This window comes from Streptomyces sp. NPDC060194, assembly GCF_042728285.1.
Classification (GTDB): Bacteria; Actinomycetota; Actinomycetes; order Streptomycetales; family Streptomycetaceae; genus Streptomyces.
In genome coordinates this window covers 34,062-48,339 of sequence record NZ_JBHWZH010000002.1, presented here as the reverse complement: position 1 = coordinate 48,339, position 14,278 = coordinate 34,062, and the positions used below count along the sequence as shown (strand labels likewise).

Genomic DNA, 14,278 nt, shown 5'->3' with positions numbered 1-14,278 from the left:
CGTGGCGGCATGTCCGTGGCCCCATGCTCGTGGCCCCACGCCCGTGGCGCTACGCCCCGACCCGTTCCATCCGCCGGATCTCCCGCTCCGCCACGTCCAGGTGCCCGAGGTCGAGGGCCATCGCGGCGCGCCCGGCGACGTAGAAGAGGTCCTGCCGGGTCGGGCAGTCCAGCTCCGGTCGGCGGCACAGGGCCAGGAAGCGCACCTCGAAACGGAGTTCGAGGCAGCCCATGTCGTCGTGGACGGCGTGCGGCGCCATGCCGCGCCGCAGATCCTTGGCGTAGTCCCGCGTCTGACGGTCGGCCTCCTCGGGCCGGGCCTCCACGGGACGCCAAGGGTGGTCGCTCCACTCGGTGTCGGCCCACCGGACGAGTTCGTCCAGGGCCTCGGCGGCGGTCTCCAGGTCCCCAGGGGTGGCGGAGAGCGCGGCCTCCGCACCGGCGACCAGCTCGGCGAGGCGACGACGCGCGACGTCGTCCCCCGACACGCACATCGCGACGAACCCCGAGAGGACGTCGATCCGCCGCGACACCTCCGCCCGCCGCCAGACCTCGTACAGCCCCGACATCCCCCCGCGCCTCCCCGCCGACCACATCGCGCCCGCACCCTACGGCGCGTCCCACCAGCGGGTCCAACGCTTTCCGGGGGCGGTCCCGCCCCGGCCCACGCCTTCCACGGCCCGCGGCCCGGAACGGCGCGCAGCGCCGCACCCCCTGGTCCGACGGGACACGACCGCCGCCGCACCCGCTCCGGCCCTCGTGCCGCCGGTCGACGGACCTCGGTCGACGGGCGCGCCACCCGCTGAACGGCGGGACACGCGTGCCGCGCGCCCCGTCCGAGGTGGCCTGCGCCGTCGCCGCGGCGCTCCCCGTGCCCTCGCTGCGGTGCGGGCGGGAGCGCCGTCCGCGCTCGCACGACCGCACCCGCGCTCGCGCCCGCACCCCCACCCGCACCATCCCCGCGGTCTCCGTCACCCCGCGCCACCGCACCGCGCAGCCCGGGGCCCCGGGGCCGGCGCCCCCGCCCTCCCCCACCTCCCGGCCCCTCCGGTCGGCATCCGGACCCGGGCCCTCCCACACAACTCCCAGCCTTCTCCCCGGCTCCCCCCATCTGCGCCCGCCACAGTCGGAGGCGGCCTTCGACAGGCCCCCCTTTGCCGCCTCGCTGAGGAACGCCATGCCACCGAGTCCGAACAGAACAGCCACCGCCGACGCACGCCGCCGGACCGCCGCGTTCCAGCACCCGGCCTCCGGCGGCACCGCCCGCACCCGTACGACGACGGTGGACATCGTCGTCCCCGTGCACAACGAGGAGCAGGCGCTGCCGGGATGCGTCCGCACCCTGCACTCCCGGCTCCGCGCCGGGTTCCCCTTCTCGTGGCGCATCGTCGTGGCCGACAACGCCAGCACCGACCGGACCCTGCACGTCGCCCGGGAGCTGGCCCGCGACCTGCCCGGGGTCGAGGTCGTCCACCTCGACCGCAAGGGCCGCGGGCTCGCCCTGCGGACGGTGTGGGCGGCGAGCGAGGCTGACATCGCCGCCTACATGGACGTCGACCTGTCCACCGGGCTGGACGGACTGCTGCCGTTGATCGCCCCGTTGGCCAGCGGCCACTCCGACCTGGCGATCGGCAGCAGGCTCGCTCCCGGCGCCCGGACCGTGCGCGGATCGCGCCGAGAGGCGATCTCGCGCTGCTACAACGCGATCGTCCGCCTCACCCACGGTGTCCGGTTCACCGACGCGCAGTGCGGCTTCAAGGCGGTCCGCACGGAGGTGCTGCGGCCCCTGCTGGAGGTGGCGCGCGACGACGCGTGGTTCTTCGACACCGAGCTGCTGCTGCTGGCGGAGCACAACGGGATGCGCGTCCACGAGGTCCCCGTCGACTGGGTGGAGGACGTCGACACCCGGGTCGACGTGGTGAGCACCGCCAGGGACGACCTGCGGGGTCTGTGGCGGATGGCGCGGCTGAAGGCGTCCGGGCGGGCGAAGGTGCCCGTGCCACCGCGTCCCGCCCCGTCCGCGGAGCATCCCGACGCCGTTCTCGCTCCCGCCTCCGGCCGCTCCCTGCTGACCTGGGAGTTGGGCTGCTTCGCGGCGGTCGGCCTCGTCTCGACCGCGGGGCAGGCCCTGCTCTACTGGGTCATGCGCGGCTGGTGGCCCCCCGCCCTGGCGGCCCTGGTCTCGCTGCTGGTCCTCACGGTGCTGAACACCGAGGCGAACCGGCGTCTGACCTTCGCGCACTCCGACGCGGGCCCGGCCCGCGCGCACCTGGGCGCCGGCGGGCTGTTCGTCCTCGGCTACCTGGTGACCTCCGCCGCCGTCCTGTGGTTCACCCGGCTCGTCCCGTCCGCCTCGGCCGGAGCCGAGGCCGCGGTCCTGGCCGCGGCCTCGGGCGCGGTGACGCTGGTCCGTTTCACCGTCCTCCGCCTGGCGGTCTTCCGCCGTCCGGGCCGCACCCTCCGACGGAAGTGATCCGTTCCGTGAGTCAGACAACGACGCCACCGCCGCTCGCCGCGCGCCCGGAGCCGGCGCGCACGCACCGCCGGCCCGGCTGGTGGGCCCCCGCGGCCCTGGGAGCCGTCCTCGCGCTGGCCGCGGCGACGCACGGCTGGGCCCTCGGCTCCCTGGGCTGGGGCAACACGTACTACTCGGCCGCCGTGAAGTCCATGGGCACGAGCTGGACCGCCTTCCTCTTCGGCTCCTTCGACCCGGCCGGCGTGGTCACGGTCGACAAACCCCCGGCCGCGCTCTGGCCGCAGGTGGTCAGCAGCAAGGTCTTCGGTGTGCACGGCTGGGCGCTGATCCTGCCCCAGGCGGTCGCGGGAGTGGCGGCGGTCCTCGTCCTGCACCGGACGGTGCGCCGGTGGGCGGGGGAGGGAGCGGGCCTCACCGCCGCTCTCGTCCTCACGCTGACACCGATCACCGTGGCCATCAACCGCGACAACAATCCCGACACCCTGCTGGTGCTGCTCCTGGTCTCCGCCGCGTACGCGCTGACCCGGGCCCTGGAGGCCTCCGGCTCACGGCAGCGGGCGGCGACCTGGTGGCTGTGCGGGTCGGGCTTCCTGATCGGAGCCGCGTTCCTCACCAAGATGCTGGCGGGCTGGATGGTCGTCCCCGCCTTCGCGGCCGCCTGGCTGCTGGGCGCGCAGGGGACCTGGAGGTTCCGCCTGACCCGGCTGGCCGCGGGGGGCGCGGTGCTGCTGCCCGCGTCGCTGTGGTGGGTCGCGATGGTGGCGCTGTGGCCGGGGGAGCGCCCCTACATCGGCGGGAGCGAGGACGGCTCGGCCTGGGACCTGGTCATCGGCTACAACGGTCTCGGGCGCGTGTTCGGTGACGGCGGCGGTCCGGCGGCCGGCGGCGCGGTCTCGTTCGGCGGCGACCCGGGGCTCGGCCGGCTGTTCAACGAGCAGGTGGGCGGACAGATCAGCTGGCTGCTGCCCGCCTGTGCCGTCGCCCTGGCGGTCGCCGTGGCCGGCGGCGTCCTGCGCCGGCGCGGCGCGCTGCCCGCGCAGGCGCTGCTGACGTCGGGCGGCTGGGTGCTCTGGGGTACCTGGCTCGCCGTGTGCGCCCTGGTGTTCTCCACCCAGCAGGGCACCTTCCACCCCTACTACACGACCCAGCTGGCCCCCGCGGTGGCCGCCCTGTGCGGCGGACTGCTGACGAGCCTGGCGCGCGCGCACCGGGCCGGTGCGCCGTGGGTGTGGCCGGTCGCGGCCGCCACCGTCGCGGCCACGGCCGCGTGGGCGGCCGTGCTCGTCCGCCGCAGCCCGGACTGGCACGGCTGGCTCGCCTGGGCCGTGGTGGCCCTCGGATGCGCGGCGACGGCCCTGATCGTGGCGGCGGCCCGGCGGGCAAGGCTGGTGGCGCCCGCCGTGGGGCTCGCCGTCCTCACGGCGGTGCTGGCCCCGGGTGCGTGGTCGCTCGCCGTCCCGGCGGCGTCCGCCTCGCCGATGGGCGGAACCAACCCGACGGCCGGACCGGCGGCGGCGCCGTTCGGCGACGCCGGACCCGCCCGGGGGGACGGCGGCCGGGGAGGCATGCCGTTCGGCCTGCCCAGCGGCATGCCGACGGACCTGCCGGCCCTCCCCGGCGCAGGCGACGGGGGGAGCCCTCCCGGAGACCTGCCCGAGGGCCTGCCCAGCGGCATGCCGACGGACCTGCCGGCCCTTCCTCCGGGAGGCCTGCCCGGTGGCGGTGGCGGCGCAGAGGACACCGGAGCGCCTTCCTTCCCCGGCGTCGGCGCGCCGGGCGCCCAGGGAGCGGACGCGCTGGGAAGCGGGTCGCTCAGCGGCGAGCAGCGCAGGATCCTCCGCTACGCCGTGGACCAGGCGCCCTCGGCGCGGATCGCGCTCGCAGTGGACGGCAACGCCGTCGCCGCCGCACCGTTCATCCTGGGCAGCGACGAGACCGTCATCGGCATGGGCGGCTTCATGGGGACCGACGACGCTCCCAGCCTGTCCCAGCTGGAGCGGTGGACCCGCAGCGGGGAGCTCCGCTTCGTCCTCGCCTCGTCGGCCGGACCGGGCCCGGCCCCCCGATCCGGCGGGGCGGCCCGGGAGCGCACGGACTGGATCCGGGCGCACTGCGCCGAGGTGGATCCCTCGGCGTACGGAGGCACCGCGGACGCGTCGTCGTCCACAGGTGGCCGTGGTCCCATGGGCCCGGTCGGCAGCGGCTCGCTGTACGACTGCGCCGCTCGCTGACGTCGTCGGAAGGAACCGCTCACCTCATGGCCGCACAACCGGCAGCACCGGGCACGGGACGGCTCCTCGTCGTGGAGGACGAGCCGAGCATCCGCATCCTGCTGGAGTCCACGCTCCGGCTGAGCGGCTACGAGGTGAGCAGTTCGGCGACCGGACACGCCGCGCTGGCCGAGGTCGAGCGGTTCGCTCCGGAGCTGGTCCTCATGGACGTGATGCTTCCCGACCTCGACGGCTTCGAGGTGACGCGCAGGCTCCGCACCGCGGGTCTGCGGACGCCGGTGCTGTTCCTGACCGCCCGGACGGAGGTCGGGGACCGCATCGCCGGGCTCAGCGCCGGCGGGGACGACTACGTGGCGAAGCCCTTCAGCATCGAGGAGGTCCTGCTGCGCATCGAGGCGATCCTGCGCCGCACGCGGGCCGCGCAGCCGCGGGACGACACCGGCATCCTGCGCTACGCCGACCTGGAACTCGACAGGGACGCGCACGACGTCGTCCGCGCCGGCCACCACGTCGACCTCTCGCCCACGGAGTTCAACCTGCTCGCCTACCTCCTGGCCAACGCCACGCGCGTGCTCAGCAGGCAGCAGATCCTCGACCAGGTGTGGCGTTACGACTTCGCCGGGGACGCCAGGATCGTCGAGACGTACGTGAAGTACCTCCGCAGGAAGATCGACCGGTTCGATCCCCCGCTGATCCACACCGTCCGCGGGATCGGCTACAGCCTCCGGCTGCCCCGCGACCACCCCCGGGCAGGCGAACGGTGACCGCGCCGCGCCGGCGCCGGCCGTGGTCGCTGCGGCGCCGCCTCATCCTCGGCACCACCGCCCTGGCGACCCTGGCGGTCCTCGTCTCGCAGCTGATCGGCTTCGTCGTGCTGCGCGGATGGCTCCTGGACCGCGTCGACCAGCAGCTGGCGGAGTTCGTACCGCCGCCCGCGGCGTTCCTGGACGCCGTGGAGACCGCCCGGAGGGAGCAGTTCCCGCCGCAGGACCCGCCGGGACGGCTGCCCTCCGACTTCCGCGTCCTCTTCTACGACGCCTCCGGGCAGCGGTCGTCCCTGGCGCTCGGCACGGCGGAGCGGCCCGGACCGCGGCTCGCGCGGACCTCCGCCCGGCTGGGCCTGCCGGACGGGCGGCCGAGGACCGTTCCCGCGGTCTCCGGGGCCGGCAACTGGCGGGTGCTATCGCATCCCGGCCCGGAGGGGGTGACCGCCGTCGTCGCCCTGCCGCTGGACACCGTCGACGGGGCGACCTCGAAGCTCCTGTGGCTCAACGGGCTGCTCCTGGCCGTCACGCTCGCGGGGCTCGTGGCGATCGGCGGGTGGGTCGTCCGGCTCGGGCTCCTCCCGCTGACCCGCATCGGGCACACCGCCCAGCGGATCGGCGCGGGCGAGCTCGGCCTCCGGCTGCGCGAGACGAACCCCCGCACCGAGATCGGCAGGCTCGGCCACGTCCTGAACACGATGCTCGACCACCTGCAGCAGGCCCTGCGCGAGAGCACGGCCTCCGAGGCCCGGCTGCGCCGCTTCGTCGCCGACGCGGGGCACGAACTGCGCACGCCCCTGACGGTCGTCCAGGGCTTCGCGGAGCTGGCACTGCGCCACGCCGACCGGCCGGCGCGGGAGCAGCGCGAGACGCACGAGCTCATCGCGCAGAACGCGCGGCGCATGAGCCTGCTCGTCGACGACCTCCTCCTGCTGGCCACGGTCGACCACGAGCCCGAGCGGACCCCGGTCCCGGTCGACCTGACCGCGCTGGCCGCCGACGCGGTCAGCTCCCTGTCCCTGCGGGGCCGCGAGCACACGATCCGGACCGGCCCCTGGCCGGCGGGCCCCGAGGACGGCGGCACCTGGCAGAGCGTCGTCACGCTGGGCGACGGCGACCGACTGCGCCAGGTCGTCACCAACCTGCTCTCCAACGCGCTGACGCACACCCCGCCGGGCACGCACATCCGGGTGCGGACGGGCCGCACCGGTTCCGCTCCCGGAGGCACCGCGGGCGACGGGCGCGTCCACGTCGGCTCCGCGCCCGCGTTCCCGCCGGGGACCCCCCTGTGCGTCGTCGAAGTCGCGGACGACGGGCCGGGGCTGGCGCCCGAGCATGCGGAACGCGTCTTCGAGCGCTTCTACCGCGCCGATCCGGCCCGCTCCCGCGCCCGCGGCGGAAGCGGTCTGGGACTGTCCATCGCGGCCGCGATCGCCCACGGGCACGGCGGGCTCGTCGAACTCGACACCGCCGCGGGCCGCGGCGCCGCGTTCCGGCTTCTCGTCCCCGCGGCGGACGTCGATCCCGAGGCCGCGGACCGGCGGGGAGGGCCCCCGTCGACCGGCCCCGCGCGCGGGGCCGGCGGCAGGCCCGCGTGCACGGTCACGCGGCCAGGAGGGCGAGATCCGCGGCGGGAAGCCAGCTTCCCGGCGGTCTGACCAGCCAGCCGCGCCGCGCTGCGAGCTGCCCGGCGGTCCGCAGCAGCACCTCGAGGCCCGGGTGGCGCAGCCCCCGCCGCCACACCAGCGAGACGGGGGCGAGGGGCACCGGGTCCACGATCGGCCGGAGCACCATCCCGGGCACGTCGATGAAGTCCGTGCTCGCCAGCACGGACCAGCCCCGGCGCCGCACCACCCGGACGAACTCCTCGGGTCCGTCGATCTCCGGATACGGCGCGGCCATCTCGATGCCCCGGCCCGCGAAGAGCCGGGCCGCCAGGTCCGTCCACTCGGCGGTCGCCGGATTGCCCGCCCCCGCGTAGAGCGTCTCCCCCGCCAGCGCGTCCAGCGGCACCTCGTCCCGCACGGCCAGAGGGTGGTCGTCGGCGATCAGCACGGCCATCCGCTCGTAGCGCACGGTGCGGTGGTCGAGCCGGCCGAGCACGCCGGGGGCGAGGCCGGCGACCCGGCCCGCCGACACGTCGAGGCGGCCGGCGAGCAGGTCGGCCGCCGCCCCGGTGAGCCCGCTGTGGAAGCGCGCCGCGAAGTCGCGGTCCGGTTCGGCCCGCCGCGCCTCCTCCAGCACGGTGTACGCGGTCCCGACCGACGCCCCCACGTCGAACAGCAGCGGTCTGCCGTCCCCGCCCGACACGGCCACGGCCGCGCCCAGCTCGTCGTAGGCGGCGAGCACCCGGCGCGCGTGCGGCAGCAGCCGCGCGCCCTCGTCGGTGAGGGCGACGTGGCGGGTGGTGCGCACGAACAGCTCGCGGCCCGTCTCGCGTTCCAGCCGCCGGATGTCCCGGCTCAGCGCCTGCTGGGCGACGTACAGCCGGGCGGCGGCCCTGGTGAAGTGCAGCTCGTCGGCGACCGCGGCGAACGAGCGCAGCAGACGGGGGTCCAGGTCGGAGGGCATCGGGCGAACTTACAACACAGGTGCGTGAATGCGCTCGGACAGGTGTTGGACTCCGCCCGCGGACCGGACCGAGGCTGGGCGCATGCCGCACGAAACCCGTCCCCTGACGCTGTCCGCCACCGCGGAGACCCCGGTCGCCGTCCCGATACCGGACGACGGCCCGGTACGCCGTACCGGGGGGCCGTCCACGAGCCGTCCGCCGTCGCGCCCACCCCGCCGCAACCCCTACGCCCGGCTCTTCGCCGCCCCGGGAACCCGCGCCTTCACGGCCGGCGGCCTGCTCGCGCGGCTACCGATGGGCATGTTCAGCGTGAGCGCGGTCATCATGATCGCCACGACCCGCGGCAGCTACGCGCTCGCCGGAGCCGTCACCGCCACCGGTCTGATCGCCACCGCGCTGGTGGCGCCGTACACCGCGCGCCTGGTCGACCGGCACGGGCAGGCGAGGATCGCCGTGCCCGCCACCGTGCCGGCCGTCCTGGGGTCGATCGCCCTGGTGCTGTGCGTCCGCCACGACGCCCCCGACTGGACGCTCTTCGCCTGCTACGCCGCGACGGCCACCACCCCCAACGTCGGCGGCATGTCCCGCGCGCGCTGGACCCACCTGTACCGCTCCGAGCCCGGCTCCCTGCACACCGCCAACTCCTTCGAGCAGGCGGCCGACGAACTGTGCTTCATGATCGGCCCGGTGCTCGCCGCACTGCTCTGCTCGACGCTCTTCCCCGAGGCCGGCACGCTCGCCGCCGCGCTCCTGCTCCTCACCGGTGTGCTCGTGTTCACCGCCCAGCGCGCCACGGAACCCCCGCGCACACCCCGCACCCCGGGCGTCCGCGCCCGCTCCCCGCTCCGGGCCCCCGGGATGCCCGGGCTGCTCGTCGTCTTCCTCGCCACCGGTGCGGTCTTCGGCGCGATGGAGATCGCCACGGTCGCCCGGGCGACAGCGTCCTCGGCGACCCTCGTCCTCGCCCTCCAGGCGACCGGGTCATTCCTGGCGGGCCTCTGGTACGGCTCGCGGCCGGCCGCGGCCGATCCCGGACGCCGGCTCCCGCTGTGCCTGGCCGCGATGACCGGGCTGATGTCCCTGCCCTTCGCCGCCGCGGCCGCGACGGCCTCGGTGTGGGCGCTGGCGCCGGCCCTGCTCCTCGCGGGCATGGCGACGGCGCCCGCCATGGTCACCGGCATGGCGCTCGTCCAGCTGCGGGTCCCCGCGGGACGGCTCAACGAGGGCATGACGGTCGTCGTCACCGCGCTGCTCGGCGGCATCGCGGGCGGCTCGGCGGCGGGCGGTTGGACCACCGAGCACCTCGGGCCGACGGCCGCCTTCGCGGTGCCGATCGCGGCAGCCGCCCTCGCCACGGCCGCGGCGTGGCGGATGCGGACCCACCGGCCCTGAACGCACGCACGCGCCCGGCGGACGGACCCCGGGGCCGCCCGTGCCCGCCGGAGGGCTCAACCCAGCGTGACCGTCAGGACGCCCGTCTGCCGGGTGATGTCCGAGCCGAGGCAGTCGAGCACGTCGAGGCTGGGGTAGACGGCGACCCGTTCGGACAGGGAGCCCGCCCCGTAGCCGGCGGTGACGGTTCCGGTGGAGGTGACGATCTCCTGGTTGCCCGCGTGGACGACCGTGGTCACGGGGTAGGTGATCGTGCTCGTCTGTCCGCCCTGCCAGTGGTAGGTCACCACGTTCTGGACCAGCGTGTCGCCCAACCCCTGCGCGAGGCAGCTGACCTGCTGGTCGAAGACGGTGAACGCGCTGCCGCCCGCGAACGGGCCGGTGCAGCTGCCGCCCCCGCTCGCGCCGAGCCGCTCCGTGACTCCCTGCGTCGTCTGCCGGGGCAGCGGGCCGAGCGGCGGGGAGTAGTCCACGGTGACGGATCCGGTGCACAGGATCAGGGGGGTGGAGGCCTGCGCGGGGGTCGTGAGGGCCACGGGGGCGGCGGCGAGGGCGAGGACGGCGGCGAGGGCGGGGAGGGGTGTGCGCATGGTTCTTCCTCGGGTCCGGGCACCGGGACGGCGCGGATCGGGCGGACTTCGTCGTCCGGCCCGCCCAGCGTCGGCCCCGGTGGGCCCGCCGGGCAGGGTGTGGACGGGCGCGGTGGTGGCGTGCGGATCGCACGGGGTGTGAAGGGCCGGACGGTGCACAAGCCGGGGGTGTCGGCGGTGTGTCCGGGGGGTGGGGCGGGGGGCGTGCTGGAGGATGGCGGGGGCCGACGCGGTGCGCGCCGTCGCCGTCGGGGCGGGCCGTGCGGCGACCTGCCGCACCCCGTACCCGCAGCGCGGCGACCTGCGGCACCCCGCATCCTGCCGCACGCCGCATCCGATGCGCACCGGGGTGCGACAGAGCCCGCCGCCGTACGAGAGGACGCAACGCATGCCGGAGTCGGACGTCGCGTTGTCCGCCGAGCACGTGACACGCCGCTTCGGCGACGTCGTCGCGGTGGACGACGTCAGCCTCGCCCTCCCCCGCGGGGAGATGTACGGGTTCCTGGGCCCGAACGGCGCGGGGAAGTCCACGCTGACCCGGGTGCTGTGCACCCTGCTCACCCCCTCCGCGGGCCGGGCCGTGGTGGCCGGGTACGACGTGTCCACGCAGCCGAAGCAGGTGCGCCTGCGCGTCGGGGTCGCGCTGCAGGAGGCCGCGCTGGACGCCAAGCAGACGGGGCTGGAACTCCTGCGCCTGCAGGGCCGGTTCTACGGTCTGAGCGGCGGCGACGCGCGGGCCCGCGCCGACGAGCTGGCCGGGCTCGTCGACATCGGCGACGCGCTGGCGCGGCCCGTCGCCACCTACTCCGGCGGCATGAAGCGCCGCCTGGACCTCGCGCTCGCCCTGGTGCACCGCCCCGAGGTGCTGTTCCTCGACGAGCCGACCACCGGGCTCGACCCGGTGAGCCGGGCGCGCGTGTGGGAGGAGGTGCGCCGCCTCAACGCGGAGGACGGGATGACCGTCTTCCTGACCACCCAGTACCTGGAGGAGGCGGACGCGCTCGCCCACCGGGTCGGGATCATCAACCAGGGCCGGCTGGTGGCCGAGGGGACGCCTGACGAGCTCAAGCGGGCGATCGGGACGGATGTCGTCGTGGTCACCCTCGACGGCTCCGTGTCCACCGCCCTGGACGTGCTGCGCGCGACGGACGTCGTCCAACGGGTCGACACGAGCGGGAGCACGCTGACACTGAGCGTCTCGGACGGGCCCGCCGCCGTCACCCCCATCGCCGTCGCGCTCGACCGGGCGCCGGACGTCGCCGTCCGGGACATCTCCCTGCGCCGCCCGTCGCTCGACGACGTGTTCCTCTCCGTCACCGGCGAGCGCATCGCCGACAAGGACGACCCCGAGCACCCCACCGCGGAGTCCCGATGACCGTCACCGCCCCCCGTACCGACCCGGCCCGCGGCTCCCGGCCCGCCGGATTCCTCCACGACGTCAACTCCGTCGCCATCCGGGCGCTGCGCAGCATCCCGCGCGACCTGGAGACGGTGATCCCGGCGCTGATCATCCCGGTGTTCTTCTTCGCCGTGAACATCGGCTCGCTCGAGAAGGTCGCCGAGGCGACCGGGGTCGACGACTTCCGGGCCTTCCAGCTGCCGGTGGCGATCGTCTTCGCCGTCACGGGCATCTCGCGGGCCAGCGGGCTCGTCATCGACATCAGCAGCGGCTACTTCGACCGCCTGCTGCTCACCCCGGTGCGGCGCACCGCGTTGCTCCTGGGGCTGATGGTGGCCGACCTAGCGCTGGTCATGGCGCTGTGCGTGCCCGTGCTGCTGCTCGGCGCAGCGGTCGGCGTGCGGTTCGCGACGGGCGTCGGCGGCGCGGTCGTGTTCGTCGTGATCGCGGGGCTCTGGGGGCTCGCCTTCACCGGCTTCCCCTACGCGATCGCGCTGCGCACCGGCAGTCCGGGCGCGGTGAACTCCTCGTTCCTGCTGTTCTTCCCGTTCGCGTTCCTCACCACGGCGTTCCTCCCGCAGGAGGCGCTCACCGGCTGGCTGGCGACGATCGCCGACTACAACCCGGTCACCTATCTGCTCGCCGCGCTGCGTTCGCTGCTCACCGAGGGGTGGGCGTGGTCGGAGCTGTGGCCGGGGCTGCTCGCGATCCTCGGCGTGGGGGCGGTCAGTTTCACGCTCGCGTTCACGGCGCTGCGCGGGCGCGTCACGCGGAGTTGAGGCGGAGGGCGCGAGGGGTTCACCGATAGTCGGCACCACAGCGGCGATTTCCGGACAACAAGATCTTGTACGTTACTGGACCAATTTTCGTCGGCGCAGCTCAGAGGGTCGTTTTTCGTTGTACCACTGTCAATCGTCCACATGTTGGACACCTCGGAACGGACCATTCCACCCCCTGCACGCTGCCCGAACGACCATTCGGTCCGGCCGTTCGGGGCGCCGCGGCCGGAACCCCATGACCCGCCGTGCGCGCACGCTCCGCATCCGCAACACTCCCCAGCGAAGTCATCGGCCCGCATCCGAGGAGATTCCCGTGCGTCGCACCCTGCTGTCCGTCGGCACCGCCGCCGCCCTGATCCTGACCGCCACGGCCACCGGGGCCGCGGCGGAGCCCGCCTCCGCGCCGCCGGCGTACGGCCTCTACGCGCCGTCCGCGATCACGCTCGGGATCGCACGGGGGTCGGACCCGGCCACCGCGACCGTCGAGCGCGCGGTGACCCTGAGCTGCGCGCCCCGGGCGACCGGCACCCACCCGGACCCGCAGGCCGCGTGCAGCGAACTGCGGTCCGTGCAGGGCCGGTTGGCGTCCCTGGTGGCGGAGAGCCCCACGCGGATGTGCACCCGGCAGTTCGACCCGGTCACGGTGACCGCCGACGGGGTGTGGGACGGCCGCCGCGTCAACTGGTCGGCGAGCTTCGGCAACGCCTGCGAGCTGGCGGCTCACCTGGACGGGCGAACCCTCTACGCCTTCTGACCCCGCGCGCGTCCGGCCCCGCCCCCGAGCGGGGGCCGACCCGCGCCGGCCCCGGAACCGCCGGTGCCGCCGAGGTCTCCCGAGGACCCCGACGGCACCGGCACGGGTGCGCTCCCGGTGGGGGGAGCGCACCGACCGGCACGTTCGAGCGCCATTGCCGAAGGGCGCGAACGGGCCCGGCACCGCGCCGGAGAGTGGGTGGGAGGATCGGACGCCGCGCGCCCCGTGCGGGGCGTACCCTCGCCCGCATGGCCTGCCGCATCAGTGAACTCGTCCTGGACTGCGCCGACCCCGAGCGCCTCGCCGCCTTCTGGTGCGAGGTGCTCGGCTACGTCGAACTCGACCGGGACGACGACGGGAGCATCGAGATCGGCCCGGCGGAGGGCTTCGGCGGCCCGCAGCCGACCCTGATCCTCAGCCCGAGCACGGACCCGCGCGTCGCGAAGCTCCCGCTGCACATCGACGTCAACCCCACCGACCGCGATCTCGACGCCGAGCTGGAGCGGCTGCTGGCGGTCGGTGCGAAGCCCGCGGACGTCGGCCAGAGCGGCGAGGAGTCCTGGCACGTCCTCGCCGACCCCGAGGGCAACGTCTTCTGCCTGCTGCGCCGGCGGCTCTCCCCCGTGTAGCCCGGGCTCAGCCGGCGACCCGCAGCACCGCCTTCCCCGTGCTCCTGCCCGCTTCGGGCAGCCGGTGCGCGGCGGCCGCGTCCGCCAGGTCGTGCACACGACCGCAACACACCGGCGGTCAGCCGCGGTTGCGCCGCACGATCGCCAGGTTCAGGGCCGTCGCGAAGGCCGTCCAGGCCGCGTACGGGAAGAGCGCCGTGGCCGCCGTGCGGTCGTGGCGGGCGACGCGGGCGATGAGCTGGACGTCGCTTGCGAGCAGCGCGGTGGTGCCGGCGAGGCCCGCGCGGGGGTTGCGCGCGCCGAAGAAGAGCCAGTTCCAGCCGGCGTTGAGGGCGAGGTTCGCGGCGAAGGAGCCGGCGAGGGCGGGGCGGGCGGTGGGCGGGGTGCGCAGCAGGGCGTGGCCGGCCGACCAGGCGAGCCCGGCGTAGAGCGGCGTCCACACCGCGCCGAAGGACCAGGACGGCGGCTGCCAGGACGGCTTCCGCAGCGTCCGGTACCAGCGGCTGTCCGGGTCGACGGCCGCCGCGCCGAGCACGGCGGTGGCGGCGACGGCGGCGTACGTCGAGCCGTAGACCTTCGCGGCGGTGGTACGGCGACGGTGGCGGCCGGTGGGTCCGCGGCGGCCCGCGAGCCGCCGCAAGGGGGTGGGTCGGTGCAGGTCAGGCGCGTGTCGGGTACTCATACCGGGAACGC

At 75.4% G+C, this 14,278-nt stretch carries 13 protein-coding genes; 9 read left to right on the top strand and 4 right to left on the bottom strand.

Features of this window, described 5'->3' with window-relative positions:
• Positions 1 to 49 precede the first annotated feature (49 nt).
• Positions 50 to 568 carry a hypothetical protein gene (locus ACFWEG_RS00795; RefSeq protein WP_387207636.1) on the bottom strand — a complete coding sequence of 173 codons (519 nt, stop codon included), beginning with the start codon at positions 566 to 568 and terminating at the stop codon, positions 50 to 52.
• 608 nt (positions 569 to 1,176) lie between these two features.
• Here ACFWEG_RS00795 and ACFWEG_RS00790 point away from each other — a divergent pair.
• Genes ACFWEG_RS00790 through ACFWEG_RS00775 form a run of 4 tightly spaced genes read left to right on the top strand, consistent with a single transcriptional unit; the run spans position 1,177 to position 7,128 of the window.
• A complete protein-coding gene (locus tag ACFWEG_RS00790) occupies positions 1,177 to 2,472 on the top strand; it encodes a glycosyltransferase (RefSeq protein ID WP_387207634.1) in 1,296 nt (431 codons plus the stop codon).
• 8 nt (positions 2,473 to 2,480) lie between these two features.
• A complete protein-coding gene (locus tag ACFWEG_RS00785; protein ID WP_387207632.1) occupies positions 2,481 to 4,706 on the top strand; it encodes an ArnT family glycosyltransferase in 2,226 nt (741 codons plus the stop codon).
• Positions 4,707 to 4,732: 26 nt separating this feature from the next.
• The gene (locus ACFWEG_RS00780) at positions 4,733 to 5,470 is read left to right on the top strand and encodes a response regulator transcription factor (protein WP_387207630.1); all 738 of its coding nucleotides are present in this window, start codon (positions 4,733 to 4,735) and stop codon (positions 5,468 to 5,470) included.
• Complete coding sequence (locus ACFWEG_RS00775; protein WP_387207629.1) at positions 5,467 to 7,128, top strand: sensor histidine kinase; 1,662 nt, start codon at positions 5,467 to 5,469, stop codon at positions 7,126 to 7,128. Before ACFWEG_RS00780 ends, ACFWEG_RS00775 begins: the two co-directional genes overlap by 4 nt.
• Here the strand turns inward: ACFWEG_RS00775 and ACFWEG_RS00770 are convergent.
• Positions 7,073 to 8,041, bottom strand: coding sequence for a LysR family transcriptional regulator (locus ACFWEG_RS00770; RefSeq protein ID WP_387207628.1), 969 nt, complete (start codon positions 8,039 to 8,041; stop codon positions 7,073 to 7,075). The two genes, ACFWEG_RS00775 and ACFWEG_RS00770, sit on opposite strands and share 56 nt — an antisense overlap.
• 82 nt (positions 8,042 to 8,123) lie before the next feature.
• Between ACFWEG_RS00770 and ACFWEG_RS00765 the strand changes: the two genes are divergently transcribed.
• Positions 8,124 to 9,434, top strand: coding sequence for an MFS transporter (locus ACFWEG_RS00765; protein ID WP_387207626.1), 1,311 nt, complete (start codon positions 8,124 to 8,126; stop codon positions 9,432 to 9,434).
• Between the two features lie 56 nt (positions 9,435 to 9,490).
• On the opposite strand, the gene ACFWEG_RS00760 is transcribed toward ACFWEG_RS00765, so the two are convergent.
• Complete coding sequence (locus ACFWEG_RS00760) at positions 9,491 to 10,024, bottom strand: hypothetical protein (protein WP_387207624.1); 534 nt, start codon at positions 10,022 to 10,024, stop codon at positions 9,491 to 9,493.
• Positions 10,025 to 10,412: 388 nt separating this feature from the next.
• On the opposite strand from ACFWEG_RS00760, the gene ACFWEG_RS00755 reads away from it, so the two are divergent.
• The 4 genes from ACFWEG_RS00755 (at position 10,413) to ACFWEG_RS00740 (ending at position 13,585) form a co-directional block, all read left to right on the top strand.
• On the top strand, positions 10,413 to 11,399 hold the full coding sequence (locus ACFWEG_RS00755; protein ID WP_387207622.1) for an ATP-binding cassette domain-containing protein: 987 nt from the start codon (positions 10,413 to 10,415) through the stop codon (positions 11,397 to 11,399).
• Positions 11,396 to 12,202 carry an ABC transporter permease gene (locus ACFWEG_RS00750; RefSeq protein ID WP_387207620.1) on the top strand — a complete coding sequence of 269 codons (807 nt, stop codon included), beginning with the start codon at positions 11,396 to 11,398 and terminating at the stop codon, positions 12,200 to 12,202. Before ACFWEG_RS00755 ends, ACFWEG_RS00750 begins: the two co-directional genes overlap by 4 nt.
• Positions 12,203 to 12,515: 313 nt before the next feature.
• The gene (locus ACFWEG_RS00745) at positions 12,516 to 12,956 is read left to right on the top strand and encodes a subtilase-type protease inhibitor (protein WP_387207618.1); all 441 of its coding nucleotides are present in this window, start codon (positions 12,516 to 12,518) and stop codon (positions 12,954 to 12,956) included.
• A gap of 248 nt (positions 12,957 to 13,204) precedes the next feature.
• Positions 13,205 to 13,585 carry a VOC family protein gene (locus ACFWEG_RS00740; RefSeq protein ID WP_387207616.1) on the top strand — a complete coding sequence of 127 codons (381 nt, stop codon included), beginning with the start codon at positions 13,205 to 13,207 and terminating at the stop codon, positions 13,583 to 13,585.
• A gap of 118 nt (positions 13,586 to 13,703) precedes the next feature.
• On the opposite strand, the gene ACFWEG_RS00735 is transcribed toward ACFWEG_RS00740, so the two are convergent.
• Positions 13,704 to 14,267, bottom strand: a complete 564-nt coding sequence (locus ACFWEG_RS00735; RefSeq protein ID WP_387207614.1) for a TspO/MBR family protein — start codon at positions 14,265 to 14,267, stop codon at positions 13,704 to 13,706.
• Positions 14,268 to 14,278: the final 11 nt, after the last annotated feature.

Excerpts from the sequence above, each read along its gene's own strand:
- ACFWEG_RS00795 (WP_387207636.1), bottom strand. The coding sequence starts at position 568 with ATGTCGGGGCTGTACGAGGTCTGGCGGCGGGCGGAGGTGTCGCGGCGG.
- ACFWEG_RS00790 (WP_387207634.1), top strand. The coding sequence starts at position 1,177 with ATGCCACCGAGTCCGAACAGAACAGCCACCGCCGACGCACGCCGCCGG.
- ACFWEG_RS00780 (WP_387207630.1), top strand. The coding sequence starts at position 4,733 with ATGGCCGCACAACCGGCAGCACCGGGCACGGGACGGCTCCTCGTCGTG.
- ACFWEG_RS00770 (WP_387207628.1), bottom strand. The coding sequence starts at position 8,041 with ATGCCCTCCGACCTGGACCCCCGTCTGCTGCGCTCGTTCGCCGCGGTC.
- ACFWEG_RS00765 (WP_387207626.1), top strand. The coding sequence starts at position 8,124 with ATGCCGCACGAAACCCGTCCCCTGACGCTGTCCGCCACCGCGGAGACC.
- ACFWEG_RS00760 (WP_387207624.1), bottom strand. The coding sequence starts at position 10,024 with ATGCGCACACCCCTCCCCGCCCTCGCCGCCGTCCTCGCCCTCGCCGCC.
- ACFWEG_RS00755 (WP_387207622.1), top strand. The coding sequence starts at position 10,413 with ATGCCGGAGTCGGACGTCGCGTTGTCCGCCGAGCACGTGACACGCCGC.
- ACFWEG_RS00750 (WP_387207620.1), top strand. The coding sequence starts at position 11,396 with ATGACCGTCACCGCCCCCCGTACCGACCCGGCCCGCGGCTCCCGGCCC.
- ACFWEG_RS00740 (WP_387207616.1), top strand. The coding sequence starts at position 13,205 with ATGGCCTGCCGCATCAGTGAACTCGTCCTGGACTGCGCCGACCCCGAG.
- ACFWEG_RS00735 (WP_387207614.1), bottom strand. The coding sequence starts at position 14,267 with ATGAGTACCCGACACGCGCCTGACCTGCACCGACCCACCCCCTTGCGG.